Source organism: Rhizobium sp. 05L419, assembly GCF_056397845.1.
In genome coordinates, this window is record NZ_JBFTOF010000009.1 from 158,716 (window position 1) to 174,611 (window position 15,896).

General features: G+C 61.5%; 15 protein-coding genes. 14 read left to right on the plus strand and 1 reads right to left on the minus strand.

Features of this window, described 5'->3' with window-relative positions; all coding sequences use genetic code 11:
- From AC1DMK_RS14515 to AC1DMK_RS14530, 4 genes are all read left to right on the plus strand, one after another.
- Nucleotides 1-588: a histidine phosphatase family protein gene (locus tag AC1DMK_RS14515; RefSeq protein WP_477859904.1), complete on the plus strand. Its 588-nt coding sequence runs from the start codon at nucleotides 1-3 to the stop codon at nucleotides 586-588.
- A gap of 1 nt (nucleotide 589) precedes the next feature.
- Nucleotides 590-1,285, plus strand: coding sequence for an orotidine-5'-phosphate decarboxylase (pyrF, locus tag AC1DMK_RS14520; protein WP_037065542.1), 696 nt, complete (start codon nucleotides 590-592; stop codon nucleotides 1,283-1,285).
- A 24-nt stretch (nucleotides 1,286-1,309) separates the two neighbouring features.
- The gene (locus AC1DMK_RS14525) at nucleotides 1,310-1,597 is read left to right on the plus strand and encodes a DUF1330 domain-containing protein (protein ID WP_477859850.1); all 288 of its coding nucleotides are present in this window, start codon (nucleotides 1,310-1,312) and stop codon (nucleotides 1,595-1,597) included.
- 112 nt (nucleotides 1,598-1,709) lie between these two features.
- Nucleotides 1,710-2,690, plus strand: a complete 981-nt coding sequence (locus tag AC1DMK_RS14530; protein WP_037065538.1) for a complex I NDUFA9 subunit family protein — start codon at nucleotides 1,710-1,712, stop codon at nucleotides 2,688-2,690.
- A gap of 628 nt (nucleotides 2,691-3,318) precedes the next feature.
- Here the strand turns inward: AC1DMK_RS14530 and AC1DMK_RS14535 are convergent.
- A complete protein-coding gene (locus tag AC1DMK_RS14535; protein ID WP_477859852.1) occupies nucleotides 3,319-4,116 on the minus strand; it encodes an undecaprenyl-diphosphate phosphatase in 798 nt (265 codons plus the stop codon).
- Between the two features lie 212 nt (nucleotides 4,117-4,328).
- On the opposite strand from AC1DMK_RS14535, the gene AC1DMK_RS14540 reads away from it, so the two are divergent.
- The 10 genes from AC1DMK_RS14540 to AC1DMK_RS14585 all read left to right on the plus strand — a co-directional run bounded on the left by AC1DMK_RS14540 (nucleotide 4,329) and on the right by AC1DMK_RS14585 (nucleotide 15,892).
- Nucleotides 4,329-5,021, plus strand: coding sequence for a glutathione S-transferase family protein (locus tag AC1DMK_RS14540; protein WP_037065534.1), 693 nt, complete (start codon nucleotides 4,329-4,331; stop codon nucleotides 5,019-5,021).
- Between the two features lie 12 nt (nucleotides 5,022-5,033).
- On the plus strand, nucleotides 5,034-6,194 hold the full coding sequence (queG, locus tag AC1DMK_RS14545) for a tRNA epoxyqueuosine(34) reductase QueG (RefSeq protein WP_477859855.1): 1,161 nt from the start codon (nucleotides 5,034-5,036) through the stop codon (nucleotides 6,192-6,194).
- Nucleotides 6,194-7,066: an SDR family oxidoreductase gene (locus AC1DMK_RS14550; RefSeq protein ID WP_477859857.1), complete on the plus strand. Its 873-nt coding sequence runs from the start codon at nucleotides 6,194-6,196 to the stop codon at nucleotides 7,064-7,066. The genes queG and AC1DMK_RS14550 overlap by 1 nt, the downstream gene beginning before the upstream one ends.
- 597 nt (nucleotides 7,067-7,663) lie before the next feature.
- Nucleotides 7,664-8,026, plus strand: a complete 363-nt coding sequence (locus AC1DMK_RS14555) for a septal ring lytic transglycosylase RlpA family protein (protein ID WP_037065529.1) — start codon at nucleotides 7,664-7,666, stop codon at nucleotides 8,024-8,026.
- A 169-nt stretch (nucleotides 8,027-8,195) separates the two neighbouring features.
- A complete protein-coding gene (locus AC1DMK_RS14560) occupies nucleotides 8,196-9,485 on the plus strand; it encodes an RsmB/NOP family class I SAM-dependent RNA methyltransferase (RefSeq protein WP_477859859.1) in 1,290 nt (429 codons plus the stop codon).
- A 100-nt stretch (nucleotides 9,486-9,585) separates the two neighbouring features.
- Nucleotides 9,586-10,797, plus strand: a complete 1,212-nt coding sequence (locus tag AC1DMK_RS14565) for an MFS transporter (protein ID WP_037065525.1) — start codon at nucleotides 9,586-9,588, stop codon at nucleotides 10,795-10,797.
- Nucleotides 10,790-11,770 (plus strand): GlxA family transcriptional regulator, encoded by a 981-nt coding sequence (locus AC1DMK_RS14570; RefSeq protein WP_477859862.1) that lies wholly within the window; start codon nucleotides 10,790-10,792, stop codon nucleotides 11,768-11,770. The genes AC1DMK_RS14565 and AC1DMK_RS14570 overlap by 8 nt, the downstream gene beginning before the upstream one ends.
- A gap of 162 nt (nucleotides 11,771-11,932) precedes the next feature.
- A complete protein-coding gene (locus AC1DMK_RS14575) occupies nucleotides 11,933-13,213 on the plus strand; it encodes an imelysin family protein (protein ID WP_477859864.1) in 1,281 nt (426 codons plus the stop codon).
- Nucleotides 13,214-13,259: 46 nt separating this feature from the next.
- Nucleotides 13,260-14,798 (plus strand): di-heme oxidoreductase family protein, encoded by a 1,539-nt coding sequence (locus tag AC1DMK_RS14580; RefSeq protein ID WP_477859866.1) that lies wholly within the window; start codon nucleotides 13,260-13,262, stop codon nucleotides 14,796-14,798.
- A complete protein-coding gene (locus AC1DMK_RS14585) occupies nucleotides 14,798-15,892 on the plus strand; it encodes an imelysin family protein (protein ID WP_477859868.1) in 1,095 nt (364 codons plus the stop codon). The genes AC1DMK_RS14580 and AC1DMK_RS14585 overlap by 1 nt, the downstream gene beginning before the upstream one ends.
- The last annotated feature ends 4 nt before the right edge of the window (nucleotides 15,893-15,896 follow it).

The window sequence follows — 15,896 nt, forward strand, 5'->3', positions numbered from 1 at the left end:
GTGTTCGGCCTCTACATCACCCATCCCCAAGTGAAGATCGATCCGGCGATTCCCGTTCCAAAGTGGGGCTTGTCCGAGATCGGCGCTGCGCGCGCACGCATGGCTGCGGACAAGGTCTGGGCGCGTCAATTGCGGCGGATCGTTGCGAGTGACGAGACCAAGGCGATCGAGACGGCCGACATTCTAGCAGCTGTCGCCGGCCTTGACGTCGAGATCGACGAAGGCATGCATGAAAACGACCGGTCCGCGACCGGTTTCCTGCCGCCGCCAGAATTCGAGGATGCAGCCAACTGGTTCTTCGCCCATCCTGAACATAGCTTCAAAGGCTGGGAGCGGGCAATCGATGCGCAGAGCCGCATCGTTTCTGCCGTCGAGCGCATTCTTGCCGAGCACGACGACACCCGGCCGATCGCCTTTGTCGGCCACGGCGGCGTCGGTACGTTGCTCAAGTGCCACCTCCAGGGCCGCCCGATCGGACGCGATTGCGACCAGCCGGCGGGCGGCGGCAATCTCTATTGTTTCAGCCTTGCAGATCGGCGCTTATCGTGCGACTGGACGCCTATCGAAAAGTGGCAGGGATGGATGTGACATGGACGCACGCGAGCGGCTGATTGTCGGACTGGATGTTCCAACGCTTGGCGAGGCTGAAACGATGGTCGAAACGCTTGGCGACGATGTCGTTTTCTACAAGATCGGCTACCAGCTCGCCTTCGCCGGCGGCCTCGAATTTGCCCGGGACCTCGCCAAGAGCGGCAAGAAGGTTTTTCTCGACATGAAGCTGCTCGATATCGACAACACGGTCGCTTCCGGCGTCGAAAACGTCGTCAAGATGGGCATGTCGATGCTGACGCTGCACGCCTACCCAAAGGCGATGAAGGCTGCGGTCGAGGCGGCCAGGGGCTCGGACCTCTGCCTGCTCGGCGTCACGGTGCTGACGTCGATGGACGAGCAGGACCTTATTGGAGCAGGCTACGAATACGATCCGCATACGCTGGTGTTGCGCCGTGCCGAGCAAGCGCATCTTGCCGGCATGGGCGGCATTGTCTGTTCTGCGGAAGAGTCCTCGGCGGTGCGTAAGATCATCGGCCCCGACATGGCGCTGGTGACACCGGGCATCCGCCCGGTCGGCAGCGACAAGGGCGACCAGAAGCGCGTGATGACGCCGGCTGCCGCTTTGAAGGCAGGGTCCAGCCATCTCGTCGTCGGCCGCCCCATCGTCAAGGCTGACGACCCCAGGGAAGCGGCACGGGCAATCCTTGCGGAAATGTCGTCCGCACTTCAATAAATTCACAAGCCAGGGAGCATTCAGATGGCAAAGGGATACTGGATCGCGCGCGTCGATGTTCGCGACACCGAGCGTTACAAGGACTACGTGGCGGCGGCAAAGCCCGCCTTCGAGAAATACGGCGCAAACTTCCTCGCCCGCGGCGGTGCGCTCACCGAACTCGAAGGCAAGGCCCGCGCCCGCAACGTCGTCATCGAATTCCCCTCGATGCAGCACGCCGTCGATTGCTACAATTCGCCGGAATACCAGATCGCCGCGAAAATCCGCCGGGAAGTCGCCGACGCCGAGATGGTCGTCGTCGAAGGCATCTAGGCGATTGTTCACGCACGAGAACTGCGGCGCGATGGCCCTTTTCGCGGCGGCGCGATTGGTCTAAGACGAACACAGATAGACCCCTTTCATTGAGCCTTTCGAGGAGCTTGCCATGACCCTTGCCAACCTGCCGCCACTCGTCACCGTGTTCGGAGGGTCCGGCTTCGTCGGCAGGCATGTTGTTCGTGCGCTTGCAAAGCGTGGCTACCGCATCCGGGTTGCCGTTCGCCGGCCCGATCTCGCAGGTTTCCTGCAGCCGCTCGGCAATGTCGGCCAGATCTCCTTCGTTCAGGCGAACCTGCGCTACCGCAACTCCGTCGACCGTGCCGCGGAAGGTGCCGATTTCGTCGTGAACTGCGTCGGTATCCTCTTCGAATCCGGCCGCAACTCCTTCGAGGCCGTCCAGGAATTCGGCGGCCGCGCGGTTGCTGAAGCCGCTCGCGGCGTCGGCGCGAAGCTGGTCCACCTATCGGCGATCGGTGCCAATCCGACGTCCGACTCGGGCTACGGCCGCACCAAGGGCCGCGCGGAAGCGGCCATCCTCTCGATCAAGCCAGACGCAATCATCTACCGGCCGTCGGTCGTGTTCGGTCCCGAGGACGGTTTCTTCAACAAATTTGCCGATATGGCCCGGATCGCCCCCGTGCTGCCGCTCGTTGGCGGCGGCAAGACCAAATTCCAGCCGGTCTATGTCGTCGACGTCGCCGAGGCTGTCGCGAAGGCCGTCGAAGGCAAGGTTGCCGGCGGCAAGATCTACGAACTGGGCGGCCCGGAAGTGCTGACCTTCCGGGAATGTCTGGAGGCCATGCTCAAGGTGACGTGCCGCACCAACCGCCTCGTCTCGATACCCTTCAGCCTCGCTTCGCTGATCGGCAGCGTCGCATCGCTGGTGCCGTTCGTCGCGCCGCCGATCACGCCCGACCAGGTACGACTGCTGAAGAAGGACAATGTCGTGTCCAAGGACGCAGAAGCCGACGGCCGCACGCTGAAGGGCCTCGGCATCGCGCCGACGATGGTCAGCTCGGTGCTTCCCTCCTACCTCGTGCAGTATCGCCCGCACGGCCAGTATACGGGCTCCGGCAAGGCTGCCTGACATCTATTCCATCAACTGCGTTTCAGCGCCGTTCGCGATTTCCGCGGGCGGCGTTTTTCGTGGAAGAGTTTTCCAGATTCGCGCAAGTTGCGCGTGTTTTTTTGCCGACGCATTGAGCACGGCCGTTGCATAAAAGCAGCACGTAATATTTAGCAGAATTAACAACAAATTTAACCGGAACATTTATTGCTATTTGTCATTCCACTGACTACACACCCCGCGCGTCCCCCAACGGACTCAGCGCCTTCGTGCGCAATCAACGATTTTGAAAGGCTTTCTTCAATGGGTAGGTCAATCGCGCTTCTGTTTGCGTGTGCGGCGCTGGTTATTCTGGCAGGCTCCTTCGTTGCTCCCGGTTCGGTTGCAGCGGTCAAGGGCGAATGCTCGCCAGCCTATGGTGTCGATCCCTGCGAGACTGGATCCATTAGCCATTGACGAAAAGACCGGCGCCGAGGTGCCGGCTTTCTACTCTACCCGGCTTTGTTCTCATTTTCCAAAGACAAGCAGTCCGAGCAGAACGTCTCAAGCGTGACAGTTCAAGACAGGCATGCGCCGCTTGCGTTCGTTGCCGAAGGCGCATCTCTGCATTCGCGCATGGGCTGCGCGAATGCAACGCGTAGCGAAAGCCTCAGGCGATCAAGCCGGACGCGGCCAGGCCGAGCAGAATAACGCCGAGAATGATGCGGTAGATGGCAAACACCGTAAATCGGTTGCTCTGGATGTACGATAGCAGCCATTTCACGGCGACAAAGGCGACGATCGTCGACACGACGAAAGCGATCCCGAGGCCGGTCCAGTCCTCGTTTGCAGCTCCGCCGTCCTTAAACGTCTTCAGCAATTCGTAGCCACTCGCCGCATACATCGTCGGGATGCCGACGAGGAAGGCGAATTCCGTTGCGGCGGCGCGATTGCCCGTGCCGGCCAGCATGGCAACGAAAATCGTGGCGCCGGAGCGTGACGTCCCGGGAAAAACGCCGGCAACCACCTGGGCGATGCCGACCAGGATGGCGACAAGCCAAGTGATTTCCTTGTGGGGTGGCCGGCGCGCAGCGGCCCATTCAGCAAATATCATCCAGATACCGCCAATGATGAGCGCCCAGGCGATCGGCGTCGCATTCTCGGGCAACTGGAAGCCGAGTTTCTTGACGAGAAGCCCGAGGACTGCCGTGATCAAGAAGGCGGCGATCAGCTTGGCTGCGTAGGAACGGTTCTTCGGATCGCGCCAACCCAGAACCAGGTCCACCAGGCGACGCCAGTAGATGATGGTGACGGCAAGGATAGCGCCTGCCTGAATAACGATATTAAACATATCCGACCGGTGGCCGAGCCATTGCTCCGCAATGATGAGATGGCCAGTGCTCGAGATCGGCAGAAACTCGGTAATCCCCTCGATTATGCCCAAAATTATAGAGTTTATGTAGTCCATGAATTGTCTCCAGTTTAGAGTTCGGTCGGACCTGGATTGCGCTGACGCCGCTGGGAGACGGTGTCCATTTCCTTTGTCGAATGTCGGACGGCCCGACTCGCTTGTGTTGGAGGGGCCAAGCTCCTATAGCTTCAACCAATGAGTCATGAATAGGGCGCTATAGTAGAGGCGCTCCTGCAACATGCGCCCACCCATCAAAAATCCGAGAATCGATGCCCACGCTCTATCACCACCCCATGTCATCCGCATCACGCTTCGTCCGGCTGATCCTGACGGAATACGGCTACCAGGCAGACCTGATCGAGGAGCAGACCTGGGAGAAGCGCCGCGATTTTCTGGCGCTCAACCCGGCCGGCACGCTGCCCGTCTACGTCGATGACAGCATGCGCGCGCTTTGCGGGGCCAGCGTCATTTCCGAATATCTCGACGAGACGCACGGCGTGCTGAAGCGCGACCGTCGGCTGCTTGCCGAAGACCCTTTCCAGCGGGCGGAAATCCGTCGGCTGACGGAATGGTTCATGCAGAAGATGGAAACCGACGTGACCAAGCCGCTCGCCCGCGAGCGCGTCTACAAGCTGCAGATGACGGCGGATCAGGGCGGCGGTGCCCCCGACTCGAAGATCCTGCGCACGGCGCGCGCCAACATCCGCCAGCACATGAAGTATCTGACCTGGCTTGCCGGTTCGCGCCAGTGGCTGGCCGGCGACCGGATGAGCTACGCAGACCTCGCCGCAGCCTCTTCGATTTCGATCCTCGACTATCTCGGGGAGATCGACTGGTCGGAATCGCCGATGGTCAAGGACTGGTACCAGCGCCTGAAGTCGCGCCCGTCGTTCCGGCCGCTGCTCACCGAGCGCGTGCGCGGCCTCACGCCGGTTTCCCATTACGCCGATCTGGATTTCTGACGAGGGCCATCCATGCCCGAACGAACCGCAGAGGCCAAGGAGCAGAGACGCCGCGACACACTGACCGCCTTCGTGCGAGCGGAAGCGCAGGCCCTGGGCTTCGACCTCTGTCGGATCACCGGTGCGGATTCCATACCGGAGGCCAAGGACCGGTTGGGCGAGTTCATCGATGCCGGGCGGCACGGCACGATGGAATGGATGGCCGAAACGCGCGACCGGCGCGGCGATCCGCGCACGCTCTGGAGCGAAGTGAAATCCATCGTCGTCTTCGGGCTGAACTATGGCCCGGAGGAGGATCCGCGCGGCATCCTCGCAAAGCCCGAGAAAGCCGCGATTTCGGTTTACGCGCGCAACCGAGACTATCACGACGTGATCAAGGGCAGGCTGAAGGAAATTGCAACGCGCTTTGCGGCGCGGGCCGGCGCCGACGTCAAGGTCTTCGTCGATACGGCACCGGTGATGGAAAAGCCGCTGGCGGCGGCGGCTGGCCTCGGCTGGCAAGGTAAGCACACCAACCTCGTCAGCCGCGTCCACGGCTCGTGGCTCTTCCTCGGCTCGATGTTCACGACCGCAGAGCTCAACATCGACGAACCGGAGGCCGACCACTGCGGCTCGTGCCGCGCCTGTCTCGATGCCTGTCCGACGGACGCCTTTCCGGCGCCCTACCAGATCGATGCCCGGCGCTGCATTTCCTACCTCACCATCGAGCACAAGGGCTCGATCGACCCGCGCCTGCGCCCGCTAATTGGCAACCGCATCTATGGTTGCGACGATTGTCTTGCCGCCTGCCCGTGGAACAAGTTCGCCCGGGAAGCATCCGAAATGAAGCTGCAGGCCCGCGACGATTTGAAGGAGCCTTCGATCGAATATCTGCTGACGCTCGACGACGCCGCCTTTCGAACCTTCTTCAGCGGTTCGCCGGTCAAACGCATCGGCCGCGACCGCTTTGTCCGCAACGTCCTGATAGCCGCGGGCAATTCGGGCGAGCGGCGATTTATCGGACGATGCCGGGAGCTTTCGCTCGATCCCTCGCCGGCGGTGCGCGGCATGGCCGTGTGGGCACTTTCGCGTCTGCTGGAGACTAGCGAATTCGCGGCCTTTGCGGCACAAAGGCCATCGAATGAGTCGGACGGCGGCGTGCTGGACGAATGGCGACTGGCGGGAGCGGCGTGATGCATGTTGTGATTTTCGGCTGCGGCTATTCGGGCACGGCCATCGCCAAAGCCTTTCTTGCGCAAGGCTTTCGAGTTTCCGGCACAACCCGCTCGCCGGACAAGGCGGCGGCGCTGCGGGCGCAGGGTATCGATGCCTTCGTATTCGACGGCGACGTTCTAGAGGCGGATGTGCTGGCCGCGATGACATCGGCAACCCACCTTGTGCAATCGATCGCCCCGCGCGAAGCCGGCGATCCGCTCATCAAGCTCGCCAGCGAGAACATCCGGGAGATGATGCCGAAGCTCGGATGGATCGGCTATCTCTCCACCGTCGGCGTCTACGGCGACCACCGGGGCAGCTGGGTCACCGAGGAAACGCCGTGCGTTCCTGTCTCCGGTCGCTCGAAGGAAAGGCTTGAGGCCGAAGACGCGTGGATGGAGATCGGCCGGGGTCTCGGCGTACCGGCAGCCGTTCTGCGGCTGTCCGGCATTTACGGTCCGGGACGCAACGCCTTCTGCAACCTTCAACGCGGAACCGCTCGCCGGCTGATCAAGACGGACCAGGTCTTCAATCGGATCCGGGTCGAGGATATCGGCACTGCAACACGGTTTCTCGCGGATCGGCAGCTCGACGGCATCTATAACGTTACCGACGACCTCCCCGGCCCTCCGCAGGACGTCATCGTCGAGGCGGCGCGCCTGATGGGGGTCGAGCCGCCGGCAGAGCAGCCGTTCGAGACTGCCGAACTGACGCCGATGGCGCGGTCCTTCTATGGCGAAAACAAACGCGTCTCCAACGCCAAGCTGAAAGCCGCCGGCTTTGCTTTCTCGTTTCCGACCTACCCCGCCTCACTCGCGCAGCTGATTGAGAACGATCGGTGGCGGGGCTAGACTGCAAAAAGGCCGGGCGAAATTCGCGCTGAGCTTAGTTGACTGAGCCAAACGCGCGGCCAGTCCCGCAATGTCCAATTGCTGGCAGCGTCGGCGCGTCGCTTTTGACGTCCTCGTTTGCGGATGACACTCCCCAAAAGGCTCGACTTTTACCGTCCCTGCCGCCGGTGGTTGCAATGTTGCATCGGCCAGTATCAATTCGGCGCCATCAAGATCGCATACGATGCAAGGGTAGAAAATTCCTACTTACCCCTATGGTGCAGCTAAATTTAGCTCCGGTTTATGGTTAACGGCCTTTGAATTTGTCCAAATGCGGCAGCAATTATGGCAATCACGAAAAATTATTTTCGTTAATTTTGTGATCCTTGGTTGCGAGGAGTCACGCTCACAAAGAATGTTCTAATTCTATTTGATTTCATTATCTTTTTTTCACTCATCACCCTCTTGACACCTTTTCGAATCATTCGTCGGCTCATCACGAATATTACATAGTGTAATATTCCGTGATCTTCGGAGGCACGTTTTTGCCACTTTTCGGCGGATTTAAGCCCCGCCGCCCGCAAAGGCGTAAGTTCAACAATTGAGGGACAATCCGTTTTGAAGAAAATCTGCCGTTCTATTATCGCCGTAGCAACTATTGCAGCCTGTTCTACCATCCTTCCGATGGAAGGTTTCGCTGCAAATGGTTGTGGTGGCGCTTCATGGTACGCACTTCACTCCAAAACTGCCTCTGGGGAACGTATGAACCCAACTATCAATACTGCAGCCCATCGTTCACTGGCATTTGGTACGAAGCTGAAAGTTACCAACCGCAACAACGGCCGCAGCGTCGTCGTTCGCGTCAACGATCGTGGTCCGTTCATTCGCGGACGCGTGCTCGACCTCTCCCGCGCTGCCGCCCAGAACATCGGCATGGTTAGCAGCGGTACAGCTAAGGTCTGCTACGAAATCATAGGCTAAGCCATCGCCCGCATTCGAATGGGCCGCTTGCTCTTGCCGCCAATCGCGTTTACCACGCGGTTCTCGACTTGTGTACAATCCGCTGCGTCTGTCGCGCTTCCTGCGGATTGTTCACAAGCCCGGTATTTTGACCCGGTATTTTGACCTCAGGCGATTGGGAGCTGTGTGAATGCGGTTGGGCGGACGGCTCGAAGGGGCGATTTCGGTTCTTGCAGATATCGACGCCCGCAGACGGCCGGTGGCCGACGCACTCAAGGATTGGGGCCTCGCGCACCGCTTCGCGGGATCCGGCGATCGGGCCGCTATCGGCAATATCGTCTACGACGCGCTGCGCATGCGCCTGTCCCATGCCTGGCTGATGGACGACGAAAGCGCATCCGCCATCGCTTATGCCGTCATGTGCCGGCAATGGGGCTTCACGCCGGAAACGCTCGCCACCGAGCTTATCGACGACAAGTTTGCGCCAGGCCCGCTTTCGGCGGCCGCCCTTTCCGCATTCCAGGGCCGTCAGTTGGCCGATGCTCCCGCTCATGTTCAGGGAGACATCCCCGAGTGGATTCAGCCCACCTTCGAACAGGCCTTCGGCGACACGTGGCTCGCCGAGGCGCAGGCGCTCGCCGCTCGACCTACGCTCGATCTGCGCGCCAACATCCTGAAGGCCACCCGCGAAAAGGCCGTCAAGGCTCTAGAAAGAGCCGGCGCGCAACACGCTAGCATCGCGCGCTACGGTATCCGGATTCCCGCCGGCGAAGGTGCCTCGCGTCTTCCAAACGTAACGGCCGAGCTTTCGTTCCAAAAAGGCTGGTTCGAAGTTCAGGACGAGGGATCGCAGATCGTTGCCGATCTGGTTCTGCCCACGGACGGCGGGCAAGTTCTCGACTATTGCGCCGGCGGCGGCGGCAAGACGCTCGCCATGTCGGCGGCCATGCACAACAAGGGCCAGGTCCACGCCTTTGATGCGGATCGCAAGCGATTGGCGCCGATCATCGAGCGGCTGAAACGCGCCGGCACGCGCAATGTCCAGGTTCACGACGATGCAAAGGCCTTGAAGAGCCTCAGCGAACGATGCGACAAGGTTCTGGTCGATGCCCCCTGCACCGGTACCGGCACATGGCGACGGCGTCCCGATACGAAATGGCGTCTGACTGAAAGAAACCTCGATGAGCGCACCGCGCAGCAGCAGGACGCGTTGACGCAGGCGAGCGCCTTCGTTCGCCCCGGTGGCGAGCTGATCTATGTCACCTGCTCGGTGCTGCCGCAGGAGAACGAAGAGCAGGTGCGCCGCTTCACCGCTGAACATCGGGACTTCGAGATCGCAAGCGCGCTCCCCGCCTGGGACAGCCTGTTCGGCAAGGATAGCCCGCGCCCCCGTTCGTCCGATGGCAAGACGATCATGCTGACGCCGGCATCGACCGACACGGACGGTTTCTTCTTCTGCCGCATGCAGCGAAAGCCATAGCGGCGCTATTTGGCAGAATTTGATGCACATTTGTCATTGCTGCCAAAAATGACGTCATCGATAATCTCGCCGATCCACTTCAGGCAATCGGGAGAGTTTGATGACCGACATGAACAGGGGAAGGCGCAACGCCAGAATTCTGGCTCTCTGCCAGGCGCTCTACGTTTGCGCGATCTCCGTCGATCTGACCTTGACGAGCATTACGGGCTATCAGCTCGCACCGGACAAGGCTCTCGCCACCCTGCCTTTTGCTCTGATCACGGTCGGCGCCGCCATCGTGACGGTTTTTGCCGCCTTCATCATGGAGCGGCTGGGACGGCGCATCGGTTTCACGCTCGGGGCGCTGTGCGGCGCGGCAGGCGGACTGATTTCGGTCTGGTCGATCGTGCATGGCAATTTCTGGCTCTTCTGCCTTGGCACCGCAGGCGTCGGCGCCTTCCAGGGATTTGCCCAGTTCTTTGCTATTGCCGCGGCAGACTCGGTCCCGAAGGACTATAAGAGCCGAGCCATCTCGACCGTTCTGGCCGGCGGCGTCATCGCAGCCATCGTCGGCCCGGTGCTCGCCAGCAAGGCAAAGGACATTGCATTCGATACCGTCTTTGCCGGTTCCTACCTTCTGGTCGCCGCGCTCGCCGTGCTCTCGGCGCTCATTTTCCTGCTATTCTATCGGGATGTGGGCATGGTCGACGCTCAGTCGAAAGGAGACGGACTGCCGGCACGCCCGCTGTACAAGATTGCGCGTCAGCGGATCTTCGTCGCCGGGGTGGCAACGACGATGACGGCCTCTGCAACCATGTTGATCGTCATGACTGCCTCCCCGCTTGCCGCCGTTGCGTGTGGCTTTAGCATCGACGACGGAGCGAGCATCATCCAGTGGCATCTCTTCGGCATGTTCGCACCATCCCTGTTCGCCGGCCGGCTTGTCGCCCGCTTCGGCGTCATTCGCATCCTTTGCGCCGGTGCCACCTTGATGGCGTGCTGTGTGGCGATTGCGACCAGTTCGACGACGCTTACGGCATTCCACCTTGCACTGCTGGCGCTCGGGGTCGGCTGGAACTTGATGATCGTCTGCGGGACGACGCTTCTGGCACAATCCTATCGGGCAAACGAGCGCGGCAAGACACAGGCGCTGTCCGGCCTACTCGGCAACGTGGCGGCGACCTTCGCAACCCTGACGTCGGGCGCCGTCCTGGAGGGGTTCGGCTGGTCTATCCTCAACCTCATCGTCCTTCCGCCACTTGCCGTCTGCCTGCTGCTTGTGATGAGATGGCAGGGCGCCCGCCGTGCAACTTTCGGAGAAGGAATTGCCTGATCGCCTCGTCGTCATGATTGCCTATGGCGGCGTCAACCTGATCGACGTCGCCGGGCCGTTGCAAGCGTTCGAGACCGCGGGCCGACTGCGGGACGGCGAGGCGACGTCGGGATACCGGCTGGTGATAGCTTCCGAATATGGCGGCCCGATCAGGACCGCTCCCGGGGTCGTCATCGAAACCGTGGCGCTCGACGATGTGCAGCCCTGTGAGATCGACACGTTGATTGTCCCCGGTGGCCTTGCGAGCACGAGCGCTCGCACCTTCGGCCTCGACCGGCTCGTCACCTGGCTTGCCGAAAACGCGCCGGCGGTGCGTCGGCTTTGTTCCGTCTGCACCGGCGCCTTCCTGCTCGGGGACGCCGGGCTGCTCGACGGCAGGCGCGCGACCACCCACTGGTCGCGATCGGAGGAATTGTCTCGGCGGCATCCGGCGATCAACCTCGAGCCCGACCGCATATTCGTCAACGACGGGCGACTGTGGACGTCAGGTGGCGTTACCGCAGGCATCGATCTGGCGCTGGCGCTCGTCGAAGCCGATCTCGGCCATCGCGTTGCGGTCGACACGGCGCGCCAGCTCGTCGTGTTCGTCACCAGGCCCGGCGGCCAGAACCAGTTCCGCACGGTCTTTTCGCTGAAGGACGCGAAGACCTTCGACTTCACCGCGCTAAATGCCTGGATGGCCGACAATCTCCACGCCGATCTGCGGGTGGAGAAGCTCGCCGAAAAGGCAGGGCAAAGCCCTCGCACCTTCGCTAGGCTGTATGCTTCGCAAGTCGGGCGGACACCCGCCAGGGCAGTCGAGATGATGCGCCTCGAGGCGACCTGCCGTGCACTGGAGGAAACGAGCCTGCCGTTCAAGACCATCGCGGATGCGGTCGGCCTCGGCAACGAACAGAACCTGCGCCGGGTCATGCAGCGGCAATTTGGCATCGGTCCTCTCGACTATCGCGAGCGCTTCAGCCGGCCCGGTTGAGTCAGGGGTCAAGCAACCGGCGAGCCCGCTCGGATCCGCTCTCCTAGCCGCCGGTTTTCCTCCTTAAAACCATTCCAAACTAGAGTGTTTGACACCAGTTTCGTTTTACGCGATGAGATTCCGCCGGACTTCAGACGGAACGTCCGTCGCAGGAGAGGACCCATGAAACTCAACAGGAATTTTTGCGCAGCCCTGGCGCTGGCGGTGGCCCCGACGGCATTGTCCGCCATTCCCGCCTACGCGGCAACGGATGCTGCCGCCGTGGTCAAGCACTACGCCGAAGTCGCCCATGCAAAGTATGAGGACTCGCTGACGACGGCGAAGACATTGGACGCCGCGATCGACGCCCTCTTGAAGGAGCCGACGGATGCGACGCTGAACGCTGCCCGCGCTGCCTGGATCAAGGCGCGCGTTCCCTACCAGCAGACCGAAGTCTACCGCTTCGGCAACCCGATCGTCGATGACTGGGAAGGCCAGGTCAACGCCTGGCCGCTCGACGAGGGCCTGATCGACTACGTCGACGCGTCCTACGGCACCGAGAGCGATGAGAACTCACTCTTCGTCGCCAATGTGATCGCCAACAAGACGATCAAGATCGACGGCAAGGACGTCGACGCTTCCAAGCTGACGCCCGAATTCCTCTCCGGCACGCTGGCCGAGGCCGGTGGCGTCGAAGCCAACGTGGCGACGGGCTACCACGCCATCGAATTCCTGCTCTGGGGCCAGGATCTGAACGGTACCGGCCCAGGCGCCGGCAATCGTCCGGCGACCGACTACGACCTCAAGAATTGCACACACGGCAATTGCGATCGCCGCGCCGAGTATCTGAAGTCGGCCTCGACGCTGCTTGTTTCCGATCTTCAGGAGATGACGGACAACTGGGCACCTAGCGGCGAGGCGACGAAGCATGTCGAAGCCGATCCGAAGGCCGCGCTCGTTGCAATCCTGACCGGCATGGGTTCCCTCTCCTACGGCGAGCTCGCCGGCGAGCGCATGAAGCTTGGTCTCATCCTGCACGATCCGGAAGAAGAGCATGATTGCTTCTCCGACAACACCTACAACTCGCATCTCAACGATGCGATCGGCATCGCTGCTGCCTACACGGGCGATTATACCCGCGTCGACGGCACGAAGCTGAAGGGTCCGTCGCTGCACGACCTCGTCGCTGCCAAGGACAAGAAGCTCGACAAGGAAATGCAGGCTAAGCTGAAGAAGACGCTCGACGCCATGCAGGTCATGGCCAAGCGCGGCCAGAACGTCGAAAAGTACGACCAGATGATCGCCGAAGGCAACAAAAAGGGCAACGCTGTTGTCCAGGCCGCCATCGACGGCCTCGTCGACCAGACCAAGTCCGTGCAGCGCGTTATTGCCGCACTTGATCTCGGCACGGTCAAGCTTGAAGGTTCCGACAGCTTGGATAATCCTAGCGCAGTCTTCCAATAAGTGAAAAGGCGGGCCGCTTCGTTTGTCGGAGCGGCCCGAACCCGAAATGTCGCCTATCCTGGCTCGTCGACTCTTCAGTAGCGCAGCATTCTGCGTCGCGCTTGCCGGTTTTTCCGTCGCTGTCGCGTCCGATTTCGATCTCCCGACAAAACGAACCGACCTCTCCGACGCCGACGAGAAACGCGTCGCCGACGTGACGCGACCGACCACCGATTTTTCCAAGGCCGAACAATTCGAGGCTATGCAGGCCGGCAGCGCCACCTCGATCGATCCGGTCACGCAGGATTCGTTCTCGCATATCTCCGCGACCATCCCCTTCGACGAAGAGCAGCCGTTCAGGCTCGGGAACGCGCTCTTCAAGAAGCTCTGGGTTTCCGCCCCTTCCTCTACGCAGGCATCCGATGGCCTGGGGCCGCTCTTCAACGCCCGCTCCTGCATGAGCTGCCACGTCAACGACGGCCGCGGAAAGCCGCCGGAAGGCGGCGCTAGCGCCACGTCGATGTTCCTCCGTCTGTCTCGTGCGACGACGACGCCTGAGGAGCAGCGCGCGGTCGCCGGTGCCGAGGTCGTCAACTTTCCCGATCCGGTCTATGGCCACCAGCTACAGGATCTTGCAGTCCCCGGCCTTGCCTCGGAGGGGAAGATGGCGATCCGCTATACCGAAGAGCCGTTGACGCTTGGCGACGGCGAGACGATCTCGCTGCGCCGGCCGACCTACGCGGTGACCAACCTTGGCTACGGCCCGCTCGATGCGGCAACGACGATTTCGCCGCGTGTTGCGCCTGCGATGATCGGGCTCGGTCTGATCGAGGCAATTCCGGAGGCGGATATCCTCGCTCACGCCGATCCGGACGATGCCGACGGCGACGGGATATCAGGAAGGGCAGCGATCGCGCGCGATCATCGCACCGGCAAGATTGCCCTCGGCAGATTCGGCTGGAAGGCGCAGAATGCCACGGTTCGCGATCAGAGTGCCGATGCCTTTTCCAACGATATCGGCATCTCCACGCCGGACCAGCCGGATGCGCATGGCGATTGCACGAAGGCCGAAGCCAAATGCCTGAAGACGCCGACCGGCGTGCAGAAGCGGCTGGGAAACGAGGAGGCTCCAGGCCCGATCCTCGACCTCGTGACATTCTATTCGGCCAATCTTGCGGTCCCAGCCCGGCGCAAGGCGAGCTTTCCCGAAACGCTGAAAGGCAAGCAGGTTTTCTATGAAACCGGCTGCGTCTCCTGCCATATGCCGAAGTTCGTGACGCGCCGCGACAGCCTCGACAAGGCGCAGTCCTTCCAACTGATCTGGCCCTATTCCGATTTCCTGCTGCACGATTTGGGCGAAGGACTAGCCGACGGACAACAAGTCGGACTTGCAAGCGGACGTGAATGGCGTACGCCGCCGCTATGGGGTATAGGTCTGACCCAGACTGTCAGCGGGCACAGCTTTTTCCTTCATGACGGCCGTGCCAGAAACCTCACGGAAGCTATTCTCTGGCATGGCGGCGAAGCGCAAAAAGCACGTGACGCTTTCGCATCCCTGCCCAGGGATGGTAGGCAGGCACTGATTACATTCCTGGAGTCCCTTTGATGCGCCTTTGGCAACCTCTCGTCCTATCGCTTGCCCTTGCCTCTTCCACCGCCGCCCAAACCGCCGCCCCGCAAGCGGGCCTCAACGAGGAAGCCGTCCCGGCCGTCATGCAGCGCGCCGTCGACGAGGTGATCCGCCCCGGATATCGCAACGCCCAGCAATCGGCCGCCCGCCTGACGACGGCGATGAAGGATCTGTGCGAGGACAGCACGCAGCAGACGCTCGACAAGGCAAAGTCCGCTTTCGACGACACGATCCGCTACTGGTCGGTGATTGAAATCGTTCAGACCGGACCTGTCAGCCAGGACAATCTCTTCGAACACATCCTCTTCTATCCCGACCGCAAGGGCGTCGGCCTGAAACAGGTGCAGGCGCTGCTTGCCAAGGCGGATCCGAAGGACACGACAGTGGATGCGATCGCCGGCAAGAGCGTCGCCCTTCAGGGGCTGACGGCGCTGGAATACGTGCTCTATGGCAGCGGTTCCGAAGACCTGATCAAGCAGAAGAACGGTTTCCGCTGCCTTTACGGCGCTGCAGTCGCCGGCAACATACAGCGCGAGGCCGGCGAGGTCGTCGCTGCCTGGGAAAAACCCGATGGCGTTCAGGGAAGCTGGAAGCATCCGGGCCCGCAAAGCGAAGAGTTCGCGGACAACAAGGAAGCCGTCACCGCGCTGCTCGGCATTCTCGTCCATGGCGCCGAAACGGTTCGCGACCAGCGGCTCGAGCAATTCTACAAGGGCAAGGACACCTCGCCCCGGCCGCGCATGGCGATCTACTGGCGCTCGAAGAACACCTGGAAGTCGATGACAGCCAATCTGGAAGGATTGCGCACCCTCTGGCAAAAGGCAGGCATGGCCGAACTGCTACCGGCCGACAAGAAGCCGATCGCAGAGGCGATCGATGCCAACTTCAAGTCGCTGCTCGAGACCGTGCCCAAGCTCAATCCTGATATCCAGGTCGCCACCAGCGAACCGGAAAAGGCGAAGCTGGATGCACTCCTCGCCAGCACCCGCGAATTGATCACCAAGATCAGCGATGACTACGGCGCTGCGATCGGCCTTTCCGCCGGCTTCTCCTTCTCGGACGGCGATTGATCCG

Bases quoted from the DNA above. Each gene is read 5' to 3' on its own strand.
- pyrF (WP_037065542.1), top strand. From the start codon at position 590: ATGGACGCACGCGAGCGGCTGATTGTCGGACTGGATGTTCCAACGCTT.
- AC1DMK_RS14525 (WP_477859850.1), top strand. From the start codon at position 1,310: ATGGCAAAGGGATACTGGATCGCGCGCGTCGATGTTCGCGACACCGAG.
- AC1DMK_RS14530 (WP_037065538.1), top strand. From the start codon at position 1,710: ATGACCCTTGCCAACCTGCCGCCACTCGTCACCGTGTTCGGAGGGTCC.
- AC1DMK_RS14535 (WP_477859852.1), bottom strand. From the start codon at position 4,116: ATGGACTACATAAACTCTATAATTTTGGGCATAATCGAGGGGATTACC.
- AC1DMK_RS14540 (WP_037065534.1), top strand. From the start codon at position 4,329: ATGCCCACGCTCTATCACCACCCCATGTCATCCGCATCACGCTTCGTC.
- queG (WP_477859855.1), top strand. From the start codon at position 5,034: ATGCCCGAACGAACCGCAGAGGCCAAGGAGCAGAGACGCCGCGACACA.
- AC1DMK_RS14550 (WP_477859857.1), top strand. From the start codon at position 6,194: ATGCATGTTGTGATTTTCGGCTGCGGCTATTCGGGCACGGCCATCGCC.
- AC1DMK_RS14560 (WP_477859859.1), top strand. From the start codon at position 8,196: ATGCGGTTGGGCGGACGGCTCGAAGGGGCGATTTCGGTTCTTGCAGAT.
- AC1DMK_RS14565 (WP_037065525.1), top strand. From the start codon at position 9,586: ATGACCGACATGAACAGGGGAAGGCGCAACGCCAGAATTCTGGCTCTC.
- AC1DMK_RS14575 (WP_477859864.1), top strand. From the start codon at position 11,933: ATGAAACTCAACAGGAATTTTTGCGCAGCCCTGGCGCTGGCGGTGGCC.
- AC1DMK_RS14580 (WP_477859866.1), top strand. From the start codon at position 13,260: ATGTCGCCTATCCTGGCTCGTCGACTCTTCAGTAGCGCAGCATTCTGC.
- AC1DMK_RS14585 (WP_477859868.1), top strand. From the start codon at position 14,798: ATGCGCCTTTGGCAACCTCTCGTCCTATCGCTTGCCCTTGCCTCTTCC.